Source organism: Microseira wollei NIES-4236 (assembly GCF_020521235.1).
GTDB classification, from domain to species: domain Bacteria; phylum Cyanobacteriota; class Cyanobacteriia; order Cyanobacteriales; family Aerosakkonemataceae; genus Microseira; species Microseira wollei.
This window is the reverse complement of the sequence record NZ_BLAY01000109.1, coordinates 1-24665: the sequence shown is the minus strand read 5'-3', so window position 1 is coordinate 24665 and position 24665 is coordinate 1. Positions and strand designations below refer to the sequence as shown.

The following is a 24665-nucleotide window of genomic DNA, read 5'->3' as shown; positions in this document are numbered from 1 at the left end:
AAACGAACCGCTCCAGGCGCAGAGGACACAGAGGAGAAGAGGAGGAGAGAAATTTATAGTTGTTGGCTGAGTTTTTGTTAGTTTATCTTTTTGTGTTCGTCTGTGGTAGATGCAATTTCTGCAATGATATCCGGTAGTTCATCTTCTACTAACCGTAGACTTGGATAGAGGTAGGCGATCGCAACTGCCAAGATATTAAGAATTCCCATGATAATGAAGACTAAGCCAATGCCGCGCCCTGGCCCTACGCCGATCAAAAGTCCGATACTTTTAGCTAGTGGGCCATTGACGGTAAGAAGTGGCTCAAAAATGCGATCGGCTAACGGCCCAGCCATGATATAAGCACATGGCAAAGATGATAAACCGATCGTGCGTTGTACGGCAAAAACCCGCCCCTGCACATCTGGCGCAACTTTGCTAAACCAAATTGCTTGATTGGAAGCCAAGATTAAGGGCAGACTGAATAAGAAAATAAAAGCTGCGGCGGCGATGAGTGGGGCGCTGGGTCGAAACCCAGCCACACATAATAATAAACCTTGCAACAGCGTGAAGCCAAGTATACAGTAAATGCGGCGTTTTAACCCCGACCATACGCTGATTACAACGCTACCCAAAAGCATACCGCTACCACCAATAGATAAGATAGTTCCCAAGAAGGCGGTAGAGGCGAAACTCAAGACCAAAGGCGTGAGCAATACTTCCACAATGCCTAAAGTAAAGTTGATAAAACTGTAAAAGATTAGCAGTCCTAGCAGTCCAGGGCGTGTGGAAATATAAGTCCAGCCGTATAATGTTTCATGCAATAAAGATTTCTTTTCCTCTTCGCTTTCGGTGGTGGTTTTGGGTTTGGGAATGCGGACAAACAGCAGCGTTACGAAGGCGAAAAGAAAGGTTGCAAAGTCAATTAGGATGACGCCCTGGACTTGGATTGTGCCAACTAATACACCTGCTAATACTGGTGCTATAAGTTGCGAACTTGCTTGTGCGAACTGCACCATGCCGCTGGCGCGACTGAGATGTTTTTTGGGGACAAGTTGCGCGATCGCTGCATTATAAGCAGGCCAATGAAAAGCTCTGAAAATCGAGCTAGCCGCCACCGCTAAGTAAATTTGCCATACTGCCAATCGACCAGTAAAAAGCAGCACAGCAATAGTAAGCGTACTGATGCCCGCCCCACAGTCGCTCACCAGCAATGCCGATCGCCGATTCCAGCGGTCTACAAAAGCACCAGCTAGCGGTAATAGCAAGATACTAGGTAAAAAAGTAAACAGAGAAATGAGTGCGAAATCGGTGACAGAGCCAGTGCGCTGGTATACCCAGATACCCAGTGCAAAGCCAGTCAGACCGGAACCGATCAGCGAAACAAGTTGTCCAAACCAAATGAGAATAAAAACCTTCATGCCATTTATCAAAATGCCGATTTTTGAACTATAAATTGTATCGAGTATGAAGAAAGTACGTACACAATATCATTAAAAGAATTGAGTCTAAAGCGATGCGCTTGCGCTCAGGCATTTGGGGAAGTTCATCCAGCAATTGGATAGCAGTTTTTTGGTCAAAGAATGGCACTGATGCCATAGCATCACTACGCAAAGAATCTTGGATTAATTTATAAAGCTGATTATTTGTTGTTAGGGTAGCGGGTGGAGCAGTAAAAGGTTGTTTTGGACGAGTGTAAACTGTATCAGTTAAAACAGGTCGAGCAGCCTCCCGCAGCACATATTTTTCCTTGATTCCGCGAATCAACATTTCGACTGACATATTGCGTACCAACTCGAAAAGATGGTGATCTAAAAATGGCAAACGCACTTCGACGGCGTGCGCCATTTCTAAACGTTCTGCGAACAATATATAGTTGGGTAAAATTGATTTAGACCACAAATAAAGAGATTGAATGACTGGCGATCGCCCTTGCATTTGACCCGGCACGTCGAACTGATTCAAAAAAGTGCCATACACATCCCGTTGGGCAAATTCGGCGGCGTAATCAGGTGCTAGGAGAATATGGAAAAACGATCGGCTTACCGCTATTTCTTTCAACCAAGATGGAACAAATCCCAAGGTTTGCTGCACGCTTGCTAAGGCAGAAGGTGTATTCTTAGTAGCAGCGTTAATATGCAGCAAATCCTGTCTGGCATGGCTATATCCAGCTAAGATTTCGTCAGAACCTTCGCCGGATAGGACGACTTTGTAACCGGAATTGTGTACGGTACGACTTTGTAGATATCTGGCGACGCCGTGGGGATTGATGCCTAATGTTTCGGCGTACCATACTGTATCGGAAATATGAGTTGCAAAATCGGATTGAGCGAGTGGAATTGGCTGAAAATCAGCGCCGACTTGTGCTGCTGTTTCGCGAGCGATCGCTCCTTCATCATAAGGTGTACCATCAAAAGTAACGGTAAAAGCCCGAATCGGTTCCGCGCTGTGTTTTGCCGCCATTCCTAGCACGGAAGAGGAATCAATTCCACCGCTTAAAAAACAGCCAACTGGTACATCTGCCCGCAGACGGATGCGAATCGCCTCATCTAATCTGTCGCGAAATTGTTCGATATATTCAGCATCGTTGTGTGAAGGATTAATAGCATCAGTTGTTGGGTAGTATAAATCCCAATAACGAACTATTTTTAAGCCTTGGGGCCTTGCCAAAAGGTAGTGACCTGGTGGCACTTGATAGACGCCTGCAAATAATGTGCGATCTGGGTTTACATAAGCAAATAGCTGTTGGAAAAATGACTCGCGATCCCAACGTGCGGGGATGCCTGCGGCGAATAATGCTTTCGCTTCTGAAGCTAAATAAAGGGTGTTGTTTACTATTGAATAGAAAAGCGGTTTGATGCCGAAGCGATCGCGTGCAGCCAACAAGGTTTGTTTCGATTCGTCCCACAATATAAATGCGAATTCACCTCTGAGATCAGACAAACATTGAGTGCCAAAATCTTCATAAAGGTGAAGCACAATCTCGCTGTCGGAATGGGTGCGAAGTCTGTGTCCCCGTTGTTTCAAATCCTGCTGAATTCGTTCAAAATCGTAAAATTCGCCATTGACTACAGCGTGCAATTGTTCGTCTTCGTTGGCGATGGGTTGGTTTCCGGTTGACAGGTCAATAATGCTGAGTCGAGCATGACCCAATCCTACTTTTTGATGGTCAGCAATCCACTGATTTTGGCAATCTGGCCCGCGATGATTTAGCTGTTGGGTTGCTGTTGCTAAAGCATCTGCTGAAATTGGTTTTTCTTTTGATAAAATTCCTACTATTCCGCACATTTTAAAGTTTTTTTGAACCGCGAAGACGCGAAGAGCGCGAAGAGAAGAGAGAAGAGATAAGAGAGAAGAGAGAAGCAAAGTAGGTTGGTTAGAGTACGGAAACCCAACCTACAATTTCTAGCTCGCTAGCAGTCGGCTAAGAGCGAGCGCAAGGTATCTACAAATTGCTGTGCGATCGCTTCTACTGTAGTTTTTTGGTGAATATTTTCACTATAAAACCAGGTCAGTTGAAGTTGTCCTTCAAAAACTTTCCCCAGGACTTGCAATAAGTGGGTTCTATTTCCGCGAGGACTGTAAGTTGATCCGCAAGATTCTGTGGCAAATTTAAACGGAGAAGATTCAGGAAGGATACTATCGAATTGACCCAAGTAATTAAACATTATTTCTGCTTGGGGAAGATTTCGCAGGTTCTCTTGTATCGCCTCATCGTTGCAACAATAACGCAGCAAACCATAACCAATCCCACGGTTCGGAACTTGATGAAGCTGCTGTGAAATTGACATCATTGTATACCTCGGAGTTTGAATATTTTCTATCTCGAACAGCACGGGAAATAGAGAGGTAAACCAACCCACGGTGCGAGATATATCCACACCTTGAATAACCTCTTCCCGTCCGTGGCTGTCCATGTCGATTAAAACAGCACTCGTCCCCGTCCATTGGGAAATAGTTTTTACCAAGGCTGTCAGCAACACTTCATTAATTTGGATGTGGTAATTTGCCGGGATTTGGTGAAGCAAAAGATCGGTTTCTTCTCTTGTGAACGAGACTGATAAAATGCGAGTTGATGCTTCAATATTAGAGCCTTCTGGATAGTCTACAGGTAAAGGCTTAACTTGCTTCCGGGGTTCTGCTAACCAGTAAGCCAATTCTTGCTTAAGTTGTGGCGACTGTGCGTACTCCATCAGTAACCGAGACCATTGTTGAAAAGAAGTCGTTTTCGGTGGTAGACAAACGGCTTCTCGATTTCTAAGTTGCATGAAAGCTGTTTGGATATCTTCCATCAGTATTTGGAAGGAAACAACAGCTTCTACTGCTAAATGATGGATAATTACTAGCAGACGGCTCGATTTGTTAGCACCGAGGTCGAAGAAAGCAACTTTCATTAATGGCCCTTGCGACAAATTCAGGCTACCTTGTAATTCCGTTGCTATTTTTTCAATCTCAGATTTTTGTTCTGATTCGGCTAAATTTGATAAATCTAATTGAGAGAAACAGACTTTTTCTGACGCATCTGCATTGATTTGTTGCCAAACTCCTTCTGTTTGTGTAAATCGGAGGCGCAGTGCATCGTGATGGACGAGCAAATGTTGGAAAACCTCTTCTAATAAAGCCGGGTTTTCACCAGGCTGTAATTCTAACAAAACTGCTTGGTTCCAATGTGATGGTTCCTGAAAGTTTTGCTCAAAAAACCATTTTTGGATAGGAGTCAGAGGCACAGATCCTACTACTGATCTCTGTTCTATGTGAATTGCAGAAGTTATGTCGATAACGGTTGCTAATTCGGCAATTGTTGGATATTGAAAAAGTAGATTGCTACTAAGTTGAAGACCTGCTTTATGGGATTTAGCTACAACCTGAATGCTTTTAATTGAATCTCCTCCTAATTCTAAAAAGTTGTCGTGGATCCCCACGCGATCGCTCCCAAGTACCTGACCCCAAATCGTTGTCAGCACCTCTTCAACAGGCGTGCGAGGTTCTACATAAGTAGCTTGTATCCCTGTAACCTCTTCCTTCATTAGCATTTCCAGAAGTTGGCGCTTTTCTGGGGAAAGTTCCTCGATACGCTTTAAAAGTTCCTTCACGTATTATCTCCTTAAATTAGTCTGTTTACGGTATATTTTCAAAGGCAAAAGTAACAGCATTTAAAGCATCTTTTCTAGCCGTTACTATTGGTTTGAAAACTTTTTATAGCCAGCATTGCTTTTACTTCTTCTTCAGAAAGTTGTTCCAGCATTTTTAAGAGGCGAGCCTTTTTTTCATCATCAGACTGCAACTGTTCGGGTGCTGGTAAATTTTGTCTATCTACTTTTCCATTGGGAGTCAATGGTAGTGCATCCAGCATCGCAAAGGCATGGGGTATCGTGTATTCGGGCAATTTTTGTTTTAGGAAATTCCGCAATTCATCGCTTGTAAGCGCAGATTTTTGTTTTGGCACTACATAACCTACTAAGCGTTTGCTACCTGTTTGTTCTTCCCTAACTATAACGACAGCCTCTTGCACATTTGGATATTGCTTCAATACCGCTTCAATTTGTGTTAGTTCGATGCGGTATCCTCTGATTTTGACTTGATGATCTGTGCGTCCGAGAAATTCTATATTACCATCAGGAAGGTATCGCGCCAAATCTCCAGTTTTGTAAAGGCGATCGCCTTTTGAATCAAATGGATTTGGAATGAACTTTTCGGCTGTTAATTCTGCACGATTGAGATAGCCTTTCGTCACTCCCAGTCCGCCAATATATACCTCGCCACCAACTCCAATCGGTACTGGTTGTAAGTGAGAATTTAGCAGGTAAATTTGGGTATTTGCTATCGGACGACCGATAGGAACAGATGTTCGATCGTTACGAGCTAGACAATTATAAACACTGCTCCAAACTGTGGCTTCTGTTGGCCCATATTCGTTGAATAGAGATGTATTTGGTAACATCTTCCGATGACGTTCAACTAATTCGTTTGCACAATATTCTCCTGCTACGATAACGGTACGCAAAGAAACAAGCTGACTTGCTTCTATATGTTCTAAAAGCGCTTCGTAAAGCGAGGGAACGCTTAACCAATGGGAGACGCGATGATTTGCGATCGCTCTCGCCAATTGCAAAATATCTTTCTGCAATCCTTCCTTGAGAATTACCAGTTTACCCCCTTGACAAAGTGTCCAAAAAATGACGGCAATTGAACTATCAAATGCGAAGGAAGGAACTAATAAGAAACTGCGGACGGGTTCTTGATACAGCGGATTGCAAGCGAGTGAGGTACAGCCTTTTGGCAGCAGTGTGCGGGCAGCATTAATGCTGCCCGCACACCGCGAAGGAAGGTGTACCTCATACTGCTGCAAACCGCTATAATAAGCAATTCGCGCATTAGTTGAATAAACTAAGTTTTGGTGAGTTACCAACACTCCTTTTGGTCGTCCTGTAGAACCTGAAGTATAGATTGCATAGGCTATATTTTCAGGAGTGGTTTTATTTATAGGATTCTCCTTCGCGATATCGAAAGTGGAGTCCAAACATACTATTTTTGCCTGAGTTTTTGGGAGTTCTGAAACTAATCGCTTTTGAGTTAAAAGAACTGGTGCTTGGATATCCTCCACAATAAAAGCGATGTGCGATTTGGGATAAGCAGGGTCTAGAGGAACGTAAGCACCTCCTGCTTTGAGAATGGCGAGAATGCCGACTAGCATTTCTAGCGATCGCTCTACGCAAAGAGCCACCAAAACATCGGAACCAACCCCTAAACTTTGCAGGTGATGTGCGATCGCATTAGCGCGATCGTTCAATTCTCGGTAAGTCAATTGCTCGCGTTCAAAAACTGCCGCAACTGCATCGGGAGTTTTTGCAACTTGAGCTTCAAACCATTCATGAATGCACCAGTCTTGCTTATATTCAGTCTCCGTATTATTCCACTCAACTAACACTTGATGCCGTTCTTTTTCCGAGAGAAGACATAGAGATTCGTAGCGTCCAAACGGCTGATATGACATCGCCTTCAACGTCTCGGTGTAATAACTGCCGATCGCTTCTAATTGCTGCTTTCCTATCTTCGTCATGTCGCACTCTAAATCGAGTTGAATGCAATCCGAAGCATGATTGCGATTAAATTCAGCCCTAAAAGTAAAATTAGTTTCTCCAAAACCTTGACCGCCTAAAATTTCCATATCTTTGACAGCTTCCAGATTTTCGTAGACGTGGAAGTGAGTGTAATTAAAGACAGTTTCTACCAAAGGCTGTCCGCCGTTAATTTTCTGCAAATCGGCATAAGGATAACGCCGGAAAGGTAATAACTCTCGTTCGCATTCAAAGACTTGCTGCACCAACTCTATCCAAGTTCCTCCCGTCAGTTTCAGTCGAAAAGGTACTGTATTTAGATGAACTCCCAGCGTCTTTTCTCCGTCGGCTTCTTCCAATCGACCGTTAGATTCAAGACCTGTTAAAATATCAGACTCACCAGAAAGCAAACTCATTACTCTGATGTGTGCGGCAAGTAAGATATGTTTGATGGGAACTTCTGCCAACAGAGCTAATTTTTTTAGTTTATCAGAAAGCTGAGATGATATTTCTACATTCAATACACCCATCTGAGGACTTTGATTTTCCGAGTGAGTAGGAGTCCAACGAGGCAATTTAGCAATCACCAAATCGCTCAGTTTTTGACGCCAATATTCTTGACATTCTGGAGATTCTATATTTGACCTTTCTAAGGCTACGAAATCTCGGTACGAAATACTCGGCGGTGACTCGATGGGATAAGTTTTTCCATGAATTAGATCGCTATAACGTTGGAGTAATTCAGTCAGTAAAGAGGCGGTACTCCATCCGTCAAGAATGCAGTCGTGAAAACTCAAGAAGATATAAAAAGAGTCATCGGTGAGACGGTGAACGAAAAAGCGAATCAGTGGCGGTGAACTCCAATCAAAATTGTGACTTTTTTCGGCTTTTATCCAGTTAGCGATCGCTTCTTTTTGTTGTGCAGGCGATAGCGATCGCAAATCCTCCACCTGGAACGGAACGTTAACTGTTTTATGCACCAACTGCAACGGTTCGCTAAAGTTAATTAAATCAAACGAAGTCCGCAAGATGGCGTGGCGATCGACAACCTGCTGCACCGCTTCCCGTAGCAGTTTTTCATCGAAACGAACTCGCAGATGATAAAAGAAAATGTCATGATACATCGGCGAGTCAGGAGTGTATTGACTGTGATAAATCAGTCCGGCTTGGATGCGAGCCAATGGATAAGCATCTTCCACACCATCCGGTAATTTTTTGCGGTCTTCTTCAGAAATTAAACTGAACTTCTCTGTTTTGCCAGTTGATCAAGAACTCGCTTCAACAATAGTAATTTCTTGTGCCAGCTTTTCGATGGTTTGGTGTTGGAATAAATCTGGCAGCGAGAAGTTTAAACCTTTAGCTTGCGCTTGCGATCGCACTTGTATACTGCGAATCGAATCTCCTCCCAACTCAAAAAAGTTATCTTGAATTCCTACTTGTTCGATGCCAAGAACTTGACTCCAAATCTCAGCCAAAGTTGCTTCTATTTGGGTGCGAGGAGCCACAAAAGCTTTTTCGATATCTGGTCGCACAACACCAGGATCGGGAAGATTTCGCCGATCGATCTTTCCGTTTGGCGTCAAAGGCAGCGCATCCAACATTACGAAAGCTGAAGGCACCATATACTCAGGTAGTTTAGTTTTCAAGAAACGGCGCAATTCGGTAACTGTTGGTGCAGGTTGTTCGTTCTTAACGCAATAGGCAATCAATCTTTTATCAGCAGGTTTCTCAGATTCCGGTTTTCCCTTCAAGAAGCGGCGCAACTCACTGATAGATTCAGTATCCTCCAGGTCGTTGACTAAATTAACTTGCAAAGATTTTTCCTTTGTTTCTCGCACCAAAACGATCGCTTCTCGCAAATTAGGATGTTGCTGCAACGCCGCTTCAATTTCTCCCAACTCAATGCGGAAACCGCGAATTTTTACCTGGCGATCGATGCGTCCCAAATATTCGATCGTGCCATCTGGTAAGTAACGCGCCAAATCCCCTGTTTTGTAGAGTTTGGCGCTCGCTCTAAAGGGATTTGAAATGAATTTTTCCGCCGTCAGATCGGGACGATTTAAATAGCCTCGCGCCACTCCCACGCCGCCGATGTGCAGTTCACCCGGAACTCCCACAGGCACTGGTTGCAAATTAGCATCTAGCAAATAAATCTGTGTATTGGCAATTGGACGACCGATGGGAACAATAGACCTCTTGCAAAAGTCGCCTTCATCGGCTCTAGGAGCAGGCGGGACGCCTACCCCACAAGAATTGGATTGGTTTTGTGGGGTGGGCATCTTGCCCGCGCCTACCCCACAAGAATTGGATTGGTTTTGTGGGGTGGGCATCTTGCCCGCCCCGATTTCTGAATTGCAACGCCAGAAGGTCACATCCACGGCGGCTTCTGTTGGCCCATACAAGTTGTGCAGTTCTGCATTTAAACGAGTAAAGAAACGCTCTTGCAATTGCCAAGGTAGTGCTTCCCCACTGCACATTACTTGCCTTAAAGATTGACAAGTTTCTAACCCCTGTTCCTCTAAAAATATTTGCAACATTGAGGGAACAAAATGGATCGTGGTAATCTTTTCTTCGGCGATCGTCTTTACCAGATAAGCGCTATCTTGATGACCTCCCGGTTTAGCTACAACTAAAGTAGCGCCAGTTATTAAAGGCCAGAAAAATTCCCAGACGGAAACATCGAAGCTGAAAGGGGTTTTTTGCAATACGCGATCGCTCGATGTTAACTGATAAGCATCCTGCATCCACAGCAAACGATTGCAAATTCCTTTGTGAGTGTTCATCGCTCCTTTTGGCTTACCTGTAGACCCAGAAGTATAGATGACGTAAGCCAAGTTTTCCGGATTGACTCGTTCCCAGGCTCCCGCCTGGGAATGCGGATTTTGGATTGTATTTTCAATCTCTACTTTAGTTTCCCAATCTTTGTCCAAGCAAACTACAACAGCTTTGTGTTCCGGAAGAATTTCTAAAAGCCGTTCTTGCGTTAACAAAACTGGCACGGAGGCATCCTCAACCATGAACGCCAAACGCTCCTGCGGATAAGTCGGGTCAATAGGTACGTAAGCGCCGCCAGCTTTGAGAATTCCCAAAATACCGACTACCATTTCTCTTGAGCGCTCGATGCAAATTCCCACCATAACTTCTGGCTTTACACCCAAAGTTTCCAGATATTGCGCCAGTCGATCGGCTTTTTGGTTCAGTTCCCGGTAAGTAAGTTGTTCTTTTTCAAAGATTACCGCCACAGCATCAGGTGTCTTTTCTACCTGCGCTTCAAATAATTGATGCAAACAAACATCACTCTTATAATCAACTTCGGTATTATTCCATTCCACAAGTAACTGATGCCGCTCTCTTTCTGTCAAAATCGGTAATGTTGAAATAGACTGCTGTGGATTAGCGTTCGCGTAGCGGGGCGGATGCCCTATCGCACTTTCCAGCAATGTCTGAAAATGCCCTGCCATTCGCGCCATTGTCCCAGCATCAAACAAATCAGTATTGTATTGAAAAGCCGCCGACAGCGAACCATTCACTTCACCCATTGTCAGCGTTAAATCGAACTGACTCACCCGCTGTTCAATCGCCAAAGATTCTAGTTCCAGTTCTCGGAGTTTTATTTTGGTTCCCGTTTCTCCCAACGCTACCGATGCCAAACTTTCTAACTCTGGCAAATGCGCTTTCTGCAAAACAAACATAACTTGGAAAAGAGGCGATCGACTCGGTTCTCTTACTGGCACAATTCGCTCTACCAATAATCCAAAAGGATAATCTTGATGTTCAAAAGCGTCTAGCACAGTTTGACGTAATTTGTCAAGAAATGCCTCAAATGTTGGGTTTCCCGAAAGATTTGATCGCAAAACTACCGGGTTAACAAAATATCCAACTATTCCCGCCAATTGAGCGCGACTTCTTCCAGCAGTAGGGGAACCAACCAAAATATCTTCTTGACCTGTATATCGGTAAAGCAATACTTGAAAAGCTGCTAGCAAGGTCATGTAAAGAGTAGTTCCCTTGGTGCGGCTAAGAGTTTTAAGTTGTTGAGTTAGTTCTGAACTCAGCTTGAAGGAATAAGCAGCACCGCGATAACTTTGAACTGGGGGGCGCTGTCTATCAGTTGGTAAATTCAGAACGGGCAATTCACCTGCCAATTGCTTCTGCCAATATTTCCAAAGCCGTTCTCCTTCTTCTCCCGCCAACATTTCTTTTTGCCAGCTAACATAGTCGGTATATTGCACCGTCTGTTCGGGGAGATTGACCTCTGTTTTGTTTTTTTCTGCTTGATAAAGTATGCCTAACTCTTGTGCGATCGCTGCCAAAGACCAGAAATCAGCGATGATATGATGTACGACTAGCAATAAGATGTGTTCTTGTGGCGAACAAACAAACAAATTCACCCGCAGTAATGGCCCTTTTTCTAAATTGAAGGGACGGTAAGCTTCCTTAATTAGGCGATCTTTCAAGTACGCCTCACTCCAACTCGAAGCGTCTTCCTCCAAGAAACAAACTTCCACATCCTCGTCAACTCGCCCAACAGTTTCACCCTGAAAATATCTAAAAGTTATCCGCCCATAAAAATGGCGATTTACTAATGTCTGAAAAGCGCGTTGTAAAGCAGGAATATCCAAATCTTCCCGAATGCGAACAGCACCTACAATATTGTATGCAGGGCTATCTGGTGCGAGTTGGTGCAAAAAGTACAAAGCTTTCTGACCGTAGGAAAGTGATTGGTGACTGGTAATTGGTGATTGGTGATTGGGATTAGACTCTTCCCTTTCCCCGTTTAGTATTGCGAGTATTTCGATTCCCAACTGGGTAATGTTTCCACCATTTAGGAAACTGGTTACAGGTAAGACTACACCTAGATTAGTTTCAATATTGTTCTTCAGTTCGACAGTCGTTAATGAGTCTAGTCCCACATAACTCAAGGGCTGTTTCGGGTTCAACTCTGATGGCTCTACTTTAAGAATTTGTGCTACCTGCTGCTGAAGATAAGTTTCCAGCCGAGATAGGCGCAATTGCGGTTCTATTGCTAGTAAAGCTTCGCGAGTAAGATTATCTTCCTGTTCGGAAATATAGGATGCTTCTAAAATACTGCTGGCGACAATATCCAAACTTCCTTCTAGAAAACCAACAAGGGCAGCGTGGCGTTGAATTTTGCCGCTAGAAGTTTTTGGAATGCTGCCAGTTTTGAGTAACAATACAGCATAAACTTGCAGTTCGTAATTTTGTGCGATCGCCCCACGTATAGCTCCAATTATTTCCTCATGCTTCAGATTCCGTAAGTAACTGCGTTTCACTTCCAAAGCTACAGCCAATCGTTCTTCACCTGCAATTAAGATCGAAAACGCCGCCGCCGCACCCAGTTGTAACGCCGGATGGCTTTGTTCTGCTGTTTGTTCGATATCTTGGGGATAATGGTTGCGACCTCGGATAATAATTAAGTCTTTCAGACGACCCGTAATAAACAATTCGCCTTCGTGCAAAAATCCTAAATCTCCCGTGCGGAGAAATGGCCCTGTGGAGCAGGCATCTTGCCTGCTATTCTCCAAGTAAGCGGAAAAACTGCGTTTCGTTTCTTCTTCCCGGTTCCAATAACCCTGAGTTACGCTAGAACCGGCGACCCAAATTTCACCCACTTCATCAGGTTGGCAACAAGTTAAACTATCAGGATGGACAATAACAATTTGAGTATCTTCTAGGGGGTGACCGCAACTGACTAGCTTTTGCGTACCAATATCTTTCCGCTCGTTTGTAACTATGCGATTTTGTTCTAAGGCTGCACTTTCGACAGATTGAATCTTTGGCGAAGTTGCCTTAAAACCACCAGAAACAATCAAAGTTGTTTCCGCCATTCCGTAACAGGGGTGGAAAGCTTCTCGGCGAAAGCCGCAAGGCTCAAACGCAGCTGCGAAGCGATCGAGGGTTTCAGCGCGGACAGGTTCAGCACCGTTAAAAGCAACTTCCCAGCTACTTAAATCGAGAGTCTCTCGCTGTTCGGGAGATATTTGGCGAATGCACAAATTGTAAGCAAAATTCGGCGCACCGCTGGTGGTAGCTTTGTAGCGAGAAATAGCTTGCAGCCAACGGATGGGACGTTGCAAAAAAGACATTGGCGACATGAGAATGCAGGGAATACCCAAGTACAAAGGCTGAAGTACATTCCCGATCAAACCCATGTCGTGGAAAAGGGGTAACCAACCTACGACGATCGATTCTTCTGTATGTCCAAAAGCTGTCTGAATCAGTCGCTGGTTGTGCAAAAGATTGCGATGATTCACCATCACGCCTTTTGGTGTAGCCGTCGAACCCGAAGTGTATTGAAGAAAAGCTAATGTATCGCCATTTATCTGTGATTCCCGCCAGCTATTTTCCAAATTAGAGGCGTTTGCATCTGTAGCTAACCATTGCAAAGTTTGTAAATTTGGGATGTCACAAATCTGACGCTCTACTCTGGATAAAATTTCTGTGGTAGTAAGTGCTACCTTAGCTTCTGCATCTAGTGCGATCGCAGTCATCCGCGACATCGAGCGATTAAATTGCGGTGGATAAGCAGGTACAGCAACAACCCCAGCGTACAAACAACCAAAAAATGCGGCAATGTAATCCAAACCCGCAGGGTAAAGTAGCATAGCACGCTCCCCCCTAGCAACGCAGTTTTGGAGCATCGCAGCAATAGCTCTAGCTAGGCAGGCGGGAGTCCCCACACCATAATTTTTAAGGTGAAAGCCGTGTGAGTTGAGGAGTGCTGTCTGACTGATTTTGAGCGAAGCGAAAACAGGAAGGACAGCAACGACGAAACGAGCAATCTCCTAAGCTACTCAATAGGACGATCTTGATCTTCAATGTATTGCTTAAGCTGTTCAACCGTTACGCCGCCACAGGACGCAATGAAGTAGCCGTTTGTCCATAAGACATCTTTCCGATAAAATTCATTGATGCGCTCTGCAAATTCTTTTCTGAGATATCGACTGGAAACCGTTTTCAGGTTGTTGATGAGTTTACTCGGTTCGGTCTGAGGGGTGTACTGAATCAGCAAGTGAACATGATCCACTTCTCCGTTGAACTCAATTAACCGCCCCTCCCATTTTTCCATGAGTTCTTTGAAAATCTCTTCGAGCCTGATCAGCATTGGTTCGTTGAAAACCTTTCGTCTGTATTTTGTATTTAACACTAAATGACACTTAAGGTCTGAAACTCCTCTTGCCTTGTGGATAAAATCTTTACTCATGTCCTTGACACTAAATATTTGGCTTTGGCTATGATAACACTAAGTCAAGCGTAAAGGTCGTAACGCAATGAAGACAACATTTCAGGATCGATTCTATCCAGACACTAAACACAAACTTGAGCTAAATGAATGGCTCAGAATTTGTCGCTATTGGTATAACCGCCAGTTGGGAGACAGGTTTGATTGGTGGGAAATGAATCGAACTCGTGTTGATGCTTGCCCGTTGGTGAGCAGCATTGCGGACTTACGCGACAAACCAAACTTTTATGCTCAGAAAAAACAGTTGCCAATTCTGAAGCAGGATTTAGTCAAGGTTTGGCATAGCGGTGAATTGCTTGATTTCTCTCGCGTGGATGCCAGTGTTTTACAGGAAGTATCGCAGCGAGTAGACAAAGCCTTTGAACGTTTTACAGTGGGGGATAGCAACGGGAATAAGTCAGGATCGCCCCGATTTAAGAGTGTTGCAGACTTTAGAACGATGACGTTTGCAGATGGTAAGGCAATCAAGATCTCTCTGATTCGCAAGGATTGGATGTTCATCCGGTTACCTAAACTGGGAGTCGTCAAAGTGCGAATGCACCGAGAAATCCCGGAAGGATTCACCATTAAGCAAGTCAGTGTTACCAAAAAAGCTGACGGTTGGTTCATGCAGATGATGCTGGATCCTCCCACTGTCCCAGACTTTGTTCCTGACGGTGTGATTCCGACTTGGGACAACTCACTCGGTATGGATGCTGTGCTGAATGAAGATGTTTATCTGGCAACTTCAGAAGGTGAAAAAATCCCCTCACTGAAGCCACTCAGGAAGAATCAAGCCAAGCTTGACCGCATTTCAACCAAACGCAATAAACGTAAGCGAGGCAGCAAGGCACGTCGCAAACTGGCAAAACGCGAAGCAAAACAGCATCAACGCATTGCCCGTTCTCGCAAAGATTTTCATTACAAGACCGCTCACAAGTTAGTGAGAACTGGAAAGAAGGTCTTCTTTCCTGAAGACCTCAATCTCAAAGGTTTGACCAAACGCAACAAAGCAAAACAGGCGGATGATGGGACTTTTCTCCCTAACGGTCAATCTGCAAAATCGGGACTCAATAAATCCTGGACGGATGCCGCGTTTGGTAACTTTTTCAAGAAGCTGGACTACATAGCCGCAAAAGCTGGAGCAGTCGTCATTCCACAAAAACCTGCACAACGAGTCAATGGTTCTCTGCTATCGGAATGAAATCATCTTCACCGATTGCACCATCAGAGACTATTGGGATGAGCATTATGCTTTGAAAGTTGACCGTGATATTAACGCGGCAATCAACCTGAAAAGGCTTGGGTTGGGCATTTTCCCAAGCATAAAACGCCATAGTGGGAAATTAACCGTAGTTGGAACTATGGATCAGAGTACCACGAAGGAAATCCTACACACCCTTCATCGGGCTGTTGGAAGCCTACCCTGTAATCTTTGATTCAGGGTAGGAGTATGTCACTGCAACTTAGCTTAGATGTGGGAGCTAGCCTGCTGGCTATTGCGGGACTGAGCTTCCTGGGGTTGGGCATTCAGCCTCCGTCGCCAGAGTGGGGGACAATGCTTGTAGATGCAAGCGCCTTCATGCAGGTGGCTCCCCGTCTGGTAATTGCTCCTGGTGTGGCAATTTTGGTGACGGTGTTCGGCTTCAACGCTTTGGCGGAAGGACTGGAAATTTGGTTAGATCCAAGGGTAGCACCAATTTGGAGTAAACCGGAGCGATCTGGTTGACTTCAGCTACTCCAGACCGCTGAATTTTGATTTAGCAGCCGTTATCTCTAGGCGTTAAAGTTCGCACGCCAAAGATTCGCTAGTCCCAAGTTTCTGCAAGTGGGCTGTTAAACATCTGAGATTGGGTAGAGGAAGTGCATCGGACAGAGTACCGGGAGATAACAGGGTCGCAGCAAACATTACCCCGCAAGGGAGGACTTAAATGTCTAATTTTGTCTTAGTCATAGATTCTGAAAAACAGCCCCTGAACCCGATTCATCCAGGTCAGGCGCGCAGGTTATTAAAAGCCGGAATCCCTGCTGTGTTTCGCAGGTTTCCCTTTGTCATCATTCTCAAACAATCCCGTTCGGTTTCTTCAATACTCAAGCCCTTGGAGTTAAAGATCGATCCGGGTTCTAAAACTACTGGAATGGCGTTACTGCAAGGCGAAAAAGTTGTATTCGCTGCCGAATTGGAACACCGTGGACAAGCGATTAGAGCTAAATTAGAAACGCGGCGCAACCAACGCATGTCGCGAAGAAGTCGCCATACTCGGTACCCTTCGCCGCGTTTCCGCGCACCGCACTCGTTCCAAAGGCTGGTTAGCCAAGAGCTTGCAGCACCGAGTCGAAACAACGATTACCTGGGTGAACAAATTTATCCGATTCGCGCCCATCGGCTCAATTGTTATTGAGCTTGTTAAGTTCGACTTGCAGCAATTAGAAAATCCTGAAATTTCAGGGATTGAGTACCAGCAAGGAGATCTGTTCGGCTACGAAGTTCGGGAATATTTGCTTGAAAAGTGGGAACACAAATGCGCTTATTGCGGTGTTGAGAACGTGCCATTGCAAGTGGAACACATTCATCCGGGATCGAAAGGCGGTTCCGATCGGATCTCTAACCTCTGCATCGCTTGTGAAAAATCCAATATCAAAAAGGGGACTAAAACCATTGAGCAATTTCTTGCCAAAAACTCGGATATGCTGAAACGGATTTTGTCTCAAGCAAAATGTCCTCTCAGAGATACGGCGGCGGTTAATTCAACCCGATGGACTTTGTTCAATCGATTAAAAGAAACGGGTTTACCTGTTTCATCTGGTTCAGGCGGTTTAACCAAGTTTAACCGAACTCGGTTGCAATTGCCTAAAACCCACTGGCTAGATGCTGCTTGCGTTGGTCAAGTTCAATCGTTAAAAGTATTAACTTTTAAACCGTTATCAATTACCTGCAAAGGACAAGGTACCCGCCGCAGGTGTCGGATGGACAAGTTTGGGTTCCCTTGTTCCAAACCCCGCCAGAATTACGATATTGGTTGGCAGACCGGCGATATCGCGATGACTGTCAAAGATGGGGTTAAGTATGTTGGCAAGGTTGTCGTGCAATCCGAGAAACGGTTGGAAGTGCGAATTGGAAAGTTAAGAGTCGGCAACACTCTTGATAAATTCGTAAAGTTGCACTCCCAAGAAGGGTATCAATATGCCTACATTGGCTCCATTTAACTCCGATTTTTATTTTTCTAGTGATACGGCAGCAGCAAAATGCACAATATCAAATCGAAAATTGACTGGCAAAGTTGGCTACAACGTTGGGATGCACAGCAGACTGGATACATACCTCACCGGGAAGCCCGTTTTAAAGTGATGTTGGACGTGCTTGAGGTACAGATGCCTGCTGAGTTTGTCGCCCTGGATTTGGCTTGCGGACCGGGGGCTATAAGTCAGCGTCTTCTGGAACGCTTTCCAGGAGCTAGGTGCGTGGCTTTTGATATAGACCCGGTGCTTTTAGCGATTGGTATGGGGGCTTTGGGCGATGTAAACGGTCGTCTGCGTTGGGTGGAAGCGGATTTGATGGCAGATGATTGGATAGAACTGGTTGGAGAAGCACACTTCGATGCGGTGCTGACGACAACAGCGCTGCACTGGTTGCCTAGCGATCGCTTACAGCAAGTTTACAAACAATTGGCCCAGTTACTGCGTCCGGGTGGCTTGCTGCTCAACGGGGACGTTATGCCTTTCCCTCCTTCTAAGCCAACTTTGAGGCAAATCTCCAAAAATTTGAGCGCGCGTCAGGAAAAAGAAGCTTTCCAGGAGCGAGTTGTGGAAGATTGCAGCAGTTGGTGGGAAGCACTAGCTAAAGAGCCAGAATTGAAAGAATTATTCCAGGAGCGCGATCGCCGCTTTGGCGGGCGGCATACCGATCATCAACCAATCCTCGACCTGCACGAAGCTTTCCTGCGGGATGCCCGGTTTCAGGAAGTTGGGGTAATTTGGCAGAGTTTAGACGATCGCGTACTGCTAGCGGTGCTATGAGTGCGGTTGCATCGGAATTACGACCTGTAGGCGCAATTACCAATTAGCAATTACCAATTCCCAATTCCCAATTCCCAATTCCCAAGAAAGGCCGATCATTCCGATGCAACCGGATTTGATATCATGTGTCAATCGAGTTTAATTACACCCCCGCTGTGCGCGTTTGGTTAAGGCTTTTAATCGGAATATAAATCAAGAATTCTGCCCCCTTACCTGGAGAAGAAATACACTGCAATTGACCGCCATGCTTCTCGATAATTTGATAACTGATAGACATTCCCAATCCCGTACCCGACCCCACTGGTTTAGTCGTAAAAAACGGATCGAATAGCCGCCGCTGCACCTCTTCTGTCATCCCTGGGCCATTGTCAGCAATTTGAATTAAAACTTGATTACCCTCTACAACAGAAGTGCGAATCCGAATTTTAGGGATTGGGTGAGATTCTTCCCTACTACCCTCTTCTAAAGCATCAATCCCATTAACCAGGATATTCATAAACACCTGATTGAGTTGTCCGGCATAACACTCGACTAAGGGTAACTTTCCATACTCTTTGATAATTTGAATACCTGAGAAGCTTCCGACTTTTTTCAAGCGATGTTCTAAAATCATCAAAGTGCTATCGATGCCTTGATGAATATCTATCTTTTTCATATCGGCTTCATCGAGGCGAGAAAACGTTCGCAAGCTACGCACGATGTCTCGGATGCGGGAGGCTCCCACCTGCATCGAATTTAGCAATTTAGGTAAATCTTTTACTAAAAAATCTAAGTCAATGGTTTCTATTTTATCGCGGATTTCCACCGCTGGATCGGGATAATTTTTTTGATACAGTTCCAGCAGGTTAAACAAGTCATTGATATATTCGCTAGCGGGTTGAATATTACTGTAAATAAAGCTCGTAGGATTGTTGATTTCGTGAGCGATTCCTGCTACCATTTGTCCTAAAGAAGACATTTTTTCGCTTTGAATTAGCTGCGCTTGGGTTTGTTGCAGTTCTTGCAAAGTAACTTCGAGTTGGTTAGCTTTTTCTTGGGCAATACGGGCAGAATTTTGCGTTTGAGTGTAAAGTTCCGCTTGAGAGATCGCGATCGCCAGCTGTACGGCGATCGCTTGCAGCAGTTCTACTTCATCATCTTTCCACCCGCGCCAGTCTATACAAGAACCACAGGCAATCATACCAATTGCACCGCTAGAGGTTTGCAGTGGCACATCGAGTAAAGATTTGTAGCCCAAAGTTAAAAAGAATTGCCGTTCAACTGGATTGGTTACGGCTTCGATATCATCGATGCGGATAATTTCTAAATTAGCGATCGCTCGAAAGCACTTTTTAGTTGCATCAGTCAAGTAGTAACCCAAAAGCGTTGGCAAATCGGAATTCTTAGCTTCATGCACCACATGCCAAGCGGGTAGCTTAGAGCGATCGTCTTTGCCATTCGGAAGATACCAGATAAACAAACAGCTATCTAGTTGCAGCAGAGAGCGAATCTCTTGCACCGTAGTTTCTAAAATCGTGTTGATATCCAGCGAATTGCGAATTTGGTTTGCTAAGCGATTCAGCAGTGCTTCCCGTTCCGCTAATTGTCGGAACTGCGCTTCCGATTTTTGTAGCGCCTCTTCTGCCAATTTGCGAGCAGTAATATCAGTCGCCGTACCGATGCGCTGCTTCGGTTTGCCATCAGCAGTTCTGCTAAATACACTTTCCCGACTGACTAACCACCGCCAAGAACCATCTTTGTGCTTCATACGGTACTCAATCTCAAAAATCTCACCATCTTTTGCCTTCTCAAATTGTTTCCAGTATTCGCCAAGTTGGGCGAAATCATTTGGATGGATCAGATTTGCCAAAACCTGCGTTCCCATTTTTTGCACTTCATCACTTGTGTAGCCAAGAGTCGCGGTGACTTCGCCATTGGCATAAACATTCCGCTGCTCGAGCATGTCATAGAGATATAAAAAACTGGGACTTGCTTCGGCAATTTGTTGAATAAAATGCTGGCTTTCCCGCAGTGCTTCTTCGGCTTGTTTGCGAGGTGTAACATTAAGAGTCATGCCGATAATTCGATGGATTCTTCCCTCGCGATCGCGCAACGGGGTTAAAGTTGTATTCCACCAAGTTTCTACACCAAAGAAAAACATCCGTTCTTCATAGGAAATCGAAGCGCCTGCTTTTAAACAATCTGTGTAGTGTTGTCGAATTGATGCGGCAATTGGCTCTGGGTAAACTTGTTCTGGAGTCTTGCCGCAAAGTTGCTCGATGGAGCTGCTGCTGACGCTCAATCCCGCTGGGTTCATCCCAGCGAAGCGGAAGTCGCCATCTTCGAGTACATCAATCACAAAAATTGGGTGTTCAACGCCATCGTAGATATTGGCTAAAAACTGTTCGCGCTCTTGCAAAGCTAGTTCGGTTTGTTTGCGATCGCTTATATCCTCAACCACCCCAATCAAATATTTCGGCTCTCCCGATAAATGACGCACACTAGATGTAGTAATCTGCACCCAAACCAGCGATCTATCTTTGCGGATGTACCGCTTTTCCATGGAATAACTATCAATTTCTCTTGTAAACAGTCGCCCCACATAAGCCAATTCAGCATCTAGATCGTCCGGGTGGGTAATATCCTGGAAAGTCAGCAACAGCAATTCCTCACGGGTGTATCCCACAATGTCGCACAACTTTTGGTTAACTTCTATCCACTCCCCAGAAGCAGTGAGTTGACCAATACCGACCGCTGCTAGATCGACGATCGCACGCAAGCGTTCCTCGCTTTCGCGCACAGCTGCTTCTGTGGCTTTGCGATCGCTTATATCCCGCGATATACCAACCACGCCGATAACGGTTCCTTCTGCATCCCGCCAAGGGCATTTAGTTGTCAGCAACGTCCGCATTACTCCGTTTTCCCGTACATCTTCCTCATAAGTCAAAGTTTCGCCCGCGATCGTTATTTTCTGATCCGCTTCCATGAGTTGAAGGGCTATTTCAGGCGGGAATAATTCTGAGTCATCCTTGCCGATAATTTCCTCAATCGGTTTTTCCAGCCAGCGACATCCCGGAGAGTTAATTATTACATACCTCCCCCTAATATCCTTGACAAAAACTACATCGGTTGTACTTTCAATCACCGAGCGCAAGATGTTATTGCTTTGCTTTTGTGCCGCTTCAGCTCGTTTGCGCGCGTTAATGTCTTCGACAACGCTAATAAAATACTTCGGTTCTCCAGACACCTCGCGCACTAGCGATACTGTTAAATTCACCCATTGCAGCGACCTATCTTTACGGATATAACGCTTCTCCATCGAGTAAGTGGAAATATCACCCGCTAAAACTTGACGCAAGTAATCCAAGTCAGCACTCAAATCCTCCGGGTGAGTAATATCTTGGAAAGTTAGCGACAGCATTTCCTCACGGGTGTATCCCACAATCTCGCAAAACTTTTGGTTGAGTTCTAAAAATGTGCCATCCGTTGCTACGCGGGCAATTCCCACAGCTGCTTGCTCAAAAGTAGCGCGAAATAACTCTTCGCTTTCTCGCAGTTTCTTCTCTGCTTCCTGCCTTCTTCTATCGTTGCGATGAGCGGCGATAACATAACTACAACTTAAAAGAAACGGTTCGAGATAAGTTATCATTAACTCATCGTAGCCGCCAGGACGATTGGCAATCCCCACCATGCCAACCAATTGCTTATCTCTGTCAAACAAAGGCAATCCCAAAAATGAATTTAGGGGGGGATGACCATCTGGCAATCCCCCCCATCGCCCATCGGTTGCCTGGTTGTTTTCTATGACTGGTTCACCTGTTACAATTACAGCGCCAAATAAAGTTTTTAAGTTATAAAATTCCATTCCTTTTGACGCCTTTTCTTCAGAGAAATTGCGCGGTGAATCGTTCCAGGCAATATTGGCGATCGCGTCATTTTTCAAATAAGGTTTTCCCCGTACTTTCATGTGAGCTTCTATCTGAGGCTCGCTCTTATCTCTATAATGAATTTCACCAATAAAGCCGTATTCGCTTTGCGTCAGTTCCAAAATAGTTTCAAGTAAACCATCAAATAAATTTCGGGGGTTAGCATCAACAATAAACTGCGATTGGGCTTGAGCGATCGCTTTTAATAATTTGTTACTTGCTTCTAGCTGTTGCCGAACGTCTTCCATATTCCCCAGTACAGCAATTTGAGGCATTTTTTCAATTTAACTTGACTTTATGTCACCATCTACTTTATACTTTAATTTATGAATTTTTCATTCAGTAAAACTACTGAATATTAAACATATTGAACACAAATTTAACACGCAAATTATAGGTTCAATCAGATTAGGGACTGAGTTAGAAAAATGTCAAAACAACTCGTACTAATGGATGGCGACGGCGGCGTCGATGATTATCTCTCCACCATACTGCTGATGACGATGGAACATATCCAACCCCTTGGCGTCATCGTCACCCCTGCCGACTGCTATATCCAACCCGCTGTTAGCGCTACGCGCAAAATTCTCGATCTGATGGGTTGTGCTTCAATTCCCGTAGCAGAAAGTACCGTGCGCGGGATTAACCCATTCCCCAGACTTTACCGACGAGATTCTTTTATTGTCGATCATTTACCGATTCTTAACGAAAGCGAAACAATTTCCACGCCATTAGTTGAAGAACCCGGTCAAAATTTCATGGTGCGCGCCCTGCAGCAAGCACCAGAACCCGTTACCCTGCTGGTTACTGGGCCGATGACAACAGTAGCAACTGCACTGGATATAGCGCCAGAAATTGAAGCAAAAATTAAACAAATTGTCTGGATGGGAGGTGCGTTGAACGTTCCCGGTAATGTCGAAAAATCTATCGAAGCGGGACAAGATGGTTCGGCAGAATGGAATGTATATTGGGATGCTGTTTCTGCTCACCGAGTCTGGCAAACTAACATTCCCATCGTTTTGTGTCCGTTAGATATTACCAACAACGTCCCCGTCACATCCGAATTTGTGCAACGAATTGGCAAGCAGCGTCGCTATCCATTATCCGATTTGGCGGGACAATGTTATGCGTTAGTAATTCCCCAAGATTATTATTTCTGGGATATCCTAGCAACCGCTTATTTAGCCCACCCGGAATTCTATCAATTGCGAGAATGGGAAACCGCTATCGTCACCAGCGGTAAAAGTCAAGGACGCACAAAAATTCAGCCAGGTGGACGCAAAATTATGGCAATGGATAAGGTAGATACAGAAAGTTTTTACAGTTATATTTTGGAACAATTGAAGCGTTGAAATTGTAGGCGCAAAACGGATTGCACTATGAGTGAGGTACAGCCTTTTGGCTTTGTTTGTGTAGCGGCAGCATTAATGCTGCCGCTACACAAACTTTCGCTGTACCTCATATATAGCCCGATTCTTGCCTGATAACGAGGCGAACAACTGTTACTTCTCCTGTTGCTGATTAGACTCGTGCTTGTTTCTTTCGTCCACAGCTTTTTGAATTAGGTAGGAAGCAAGGTTCGCTGTCGGTCTGCCTTCATCCGACGCCCAATTTTCCAATTCCTTTGCCGTTTTATCCGGCAGCGTGACCGTGATTCGCTTCACCATTCATCCTCAAGCATTGTTTTGCCTATCTATCATACTCTTTGCGGTAAACAGTAGCGCACAGAGGGCTTTAAGCCTTGGAGAGGTGCTTTGAAATGTTAAAAGCGCAAAATATCTATAAACCCACCCCTGCTCAGCTATTTATATTTATTTTGTTTCGCAGTGCTTGCCAAGTTTCTATCGACTTTCGCAATTCTTGTTCGCGTTCAGCACTAACTTTCTTGCGACGCTTCCAATAGCCTCGACTCTCTAATTCGTCCAAGGCTAGACTAATCAATTGGTCTAAGGCTTTCCCAGGTTATTCCTATCCTCCTGGCTGAACTCTGGCAGATCAAACACTCCTCTGGCAAATCGCTCAACTAGCTCGCTGCGGCTGATATTCTCGTCACCCTGAGCCTTTAGCATTTCCACCATTTCATCTAATCGATTTTTACCCGTGAGGGTAAGTGCCAGCAAAACCTTTTCGGTCTTTGCCTCTCCCCACAGTTCGCCAACCCCTTTTCTTGAGACATGTCCCGGCTTTCCCATGTCAGCAGTTTAAGCCTTATCTAGCCCTATTGACACTGCCTTATATAAGGCCATAAACGGCAGTATATAAGGCCGTAAAAATCGCCGCCCAAGAGTGAACCACCACTGTTGGGCGACTTCCACTCCCGTGACATCCTCCCGACACTGACCTAACGGTACAGCGCGGGCTTCCAAGCATCACTGCTTGGCTTTCCTGGTTACTCCCCTTCGGGATTTCGACACTTGCCTAGATTGAGTTGCCTCAACCCCCGGTAGACCGTCTGCACAGGCA

13 protein-coding genes and 2 pseudogenes are annotated in these 24665 nt (G+C 45.0%); 5 read left to right on the top strand and 10 right to left on the bottom strand.

Going from position 1 to position 24665, the window contains the following annotated elements; translation table 11 throughout:
• Positions 1 to 77 precede the first annotated feature (77 nt).
• The 6 genes from MiSe_RS30295 to tnpA all read right to left on the bottom strand — a co-directional run bounded on the left by MiSe_RS30295 (position 78) and on the right by tnpA (position 14262).
• A complete protein-coding gene (locus tag MiSe_RS30295; protein WP_226587321.1) occupies positions 78 to 1400 on the bottom strand; it encodes an MFS transporter in 1323 nt (440 codons plus the stop codon).
• Between the two features lie 28 nt (positions 1401 to 1428).
• Entirely contained in the window at positions 1429 to 3267 is a 1839-nt protein-coding gene (asnB, locus tag MiSe_RS30290; protein WP_226587320.1) for an asparagine synthase (glutamine-hydrolyzing), read from the bottom strand.
• Positions 3268 to 3392: 125 nt separating this feature from the next.
• Positions 3393 to 5072, bottom strand: a complete 1680-nt coding sequence (locus MiSe_RS30285) for a condensation domain-containing protein (RefSeq protein WP_226587319.1) — start codon at positions 5070 to 5072, stop codon at positions 3393 to 3395.
• Between the two features lie 74 nt (positions 5073 to 5146).
• Complete coding sequence (locus MiSe_RS54070) at positions 5147 to 8236, bottom strand: non-ribosomal peptide synthetase (protein WP_226587318.1); 3090 nt, start codon at positions 8234 to 8236, stop codon at positions 5147 to 5149.
• Between the two features lie 66 nt (positions 8237 to 8302).
• Positions 8303 to 13738 (bottom strand): AMP-binding protein, encoded by a 5436-nt coding sequence (locus MiSe_RS30275; protein ID WP_226587317.1) that lies wholly within the window; start codon positions 13736 to 13738, stop codon positions 8303 to 8305.
• A 110-nt stretch (positions 13739 to 13848) separates the two neighbouring features.
• A complete protein-coding gene (tnpA, locus tag MiSe_RS30270; RefSeq protein ID WP_226587316.1) occupies positions 13849 to 14262 on the bottom strand; it encodes an IS200/IS605 family transposase in 414 nt (137 codons plus the stop codon).
• Positions 14263 to 14329: 67 nt separating this feature from the next.
• Here tnpA and MiSe_RS30265 point away from each other — a divergent pair.
• The 4 genes and pseudogenes from MiSe_RS30265 to MiSe_RS30250 all read left to right on the top strand — a co-directional run bounded on the left by MiSe_RS30265 (position 14330) and on the right by MiSe_RS30250 (position 18297).
• Positions 14330 to 15719 (top strand): annotated as a pseudogene (locus tag MiSe_RS30265) (RNA-guided endonuclease InsQ/TnpB family protein).
• Between the two features lie 14 nt (positions 15720 to 15733).
• Positions 15734 to 16009: an ABC transporter permease family protein gene (locus tag MiSe_RS30260; RefSeq protein WP_226587314.1), complete on the top strand. Its 276-nt coding sequence runs from the start codon at positions 15734 to 15736 to the stop codon at positions 16007 to 16009.
• A gap of 202 nt (positions 16010 to 16211) precedes the next feature.
• Positions 16212 to 17487, top strand: a pseudogene (iscB, locus tag MiSe_RS30255) (RNA-guided endonuclease IscB).
• A gap of 39 nt (positions 17488 to 17526) precedes the next feature.
• Positions 17527 to 18297, top strand: coding sequence for a class I SAM-dependent methyltransferase (locus MiSe_RS30250; protein ID WP_226587313.1), 771 nt, complete (start codon positions 17527 to 17529; stop codon positions 18295 to 18297).
• 142 nt (positions 18298 to 18439) lie between these two features.
• On the opposite strand, the gene MiSe_RS30245 is transcribed toward MiSe_RS30250, so the two are convergent.
• Positions 18440 to 22477, bottom strand: a complete 4038-nt coding sequence (locus tag MiSe_RS30245) for a PAS domain S-box protein (RefSeq protein WP_226587312.1) — start codon at positions 22475 to 22477, stop codon at positions 18440 to 18442.
• Positions 22478 to 22630: 153 nt separating this feature from the next.
• On the opposite strand from MiSe_RS30245, the gene MiSe_RS30240 reads away from it, so the two are divergent.
• A complete protein-coding gene (locus tag MiSe_RS30240; protein WP_226587311.1) occupies positions 22631 to 23554 on the top strand; it encodes a nucleoside hydrolase in 924 nt (307 codons plus the stop codon).
• Positions 23555 to 23704: 150 nt separating this feature from the next.
• On the opposite strand, the gene MiSe_RS30235 is transcribed toward MiSe_RS30240, so the two are convergent.
• The 3 genes from MiSe_RS30235 to MiSe_RS30230 all read right to left on the bottom strand — a co-directional run bounded on the left by MiSe_RS30235 (position 23705) and on the right by MiSe_RS30230 (position 24394).
• Positions 23705 to 23869: a ribbon-helix-helix domain-containing protein gene (locus MiSe_RS30235; RefSeq protein WP_226587310.1), complete on the bottom strand. Its 165-nt coding sequence runs from the start codon at positions 23867 to 23869 to the stop codon at positions 23705 to 23707.
• A gap of 130 nt (positions 23870 to 23999) precedes the next feature.
• Entirely contained in the window at positions 24000 to 24128 is a 129-nt protein-coding gene (locus MiSe_RS51290) for a hypothetical protein (protein ID WP_264196729.1), read from the bottom strand.
• 20 nt (positions 24129 to 24148) lie between these two features.
• Complete coding sequence (locus MiSe_RS30230; RefSeq protein WP_226587309.1) at positions 24149 to 24394, bottom strand: hypothetical protein; 246 nt, start codon at positions 24392 to 24394, stop codon at positions 24149 to 24151.
• Positions 24395 to 24665 lie beyond the last annotated feature (271 nt).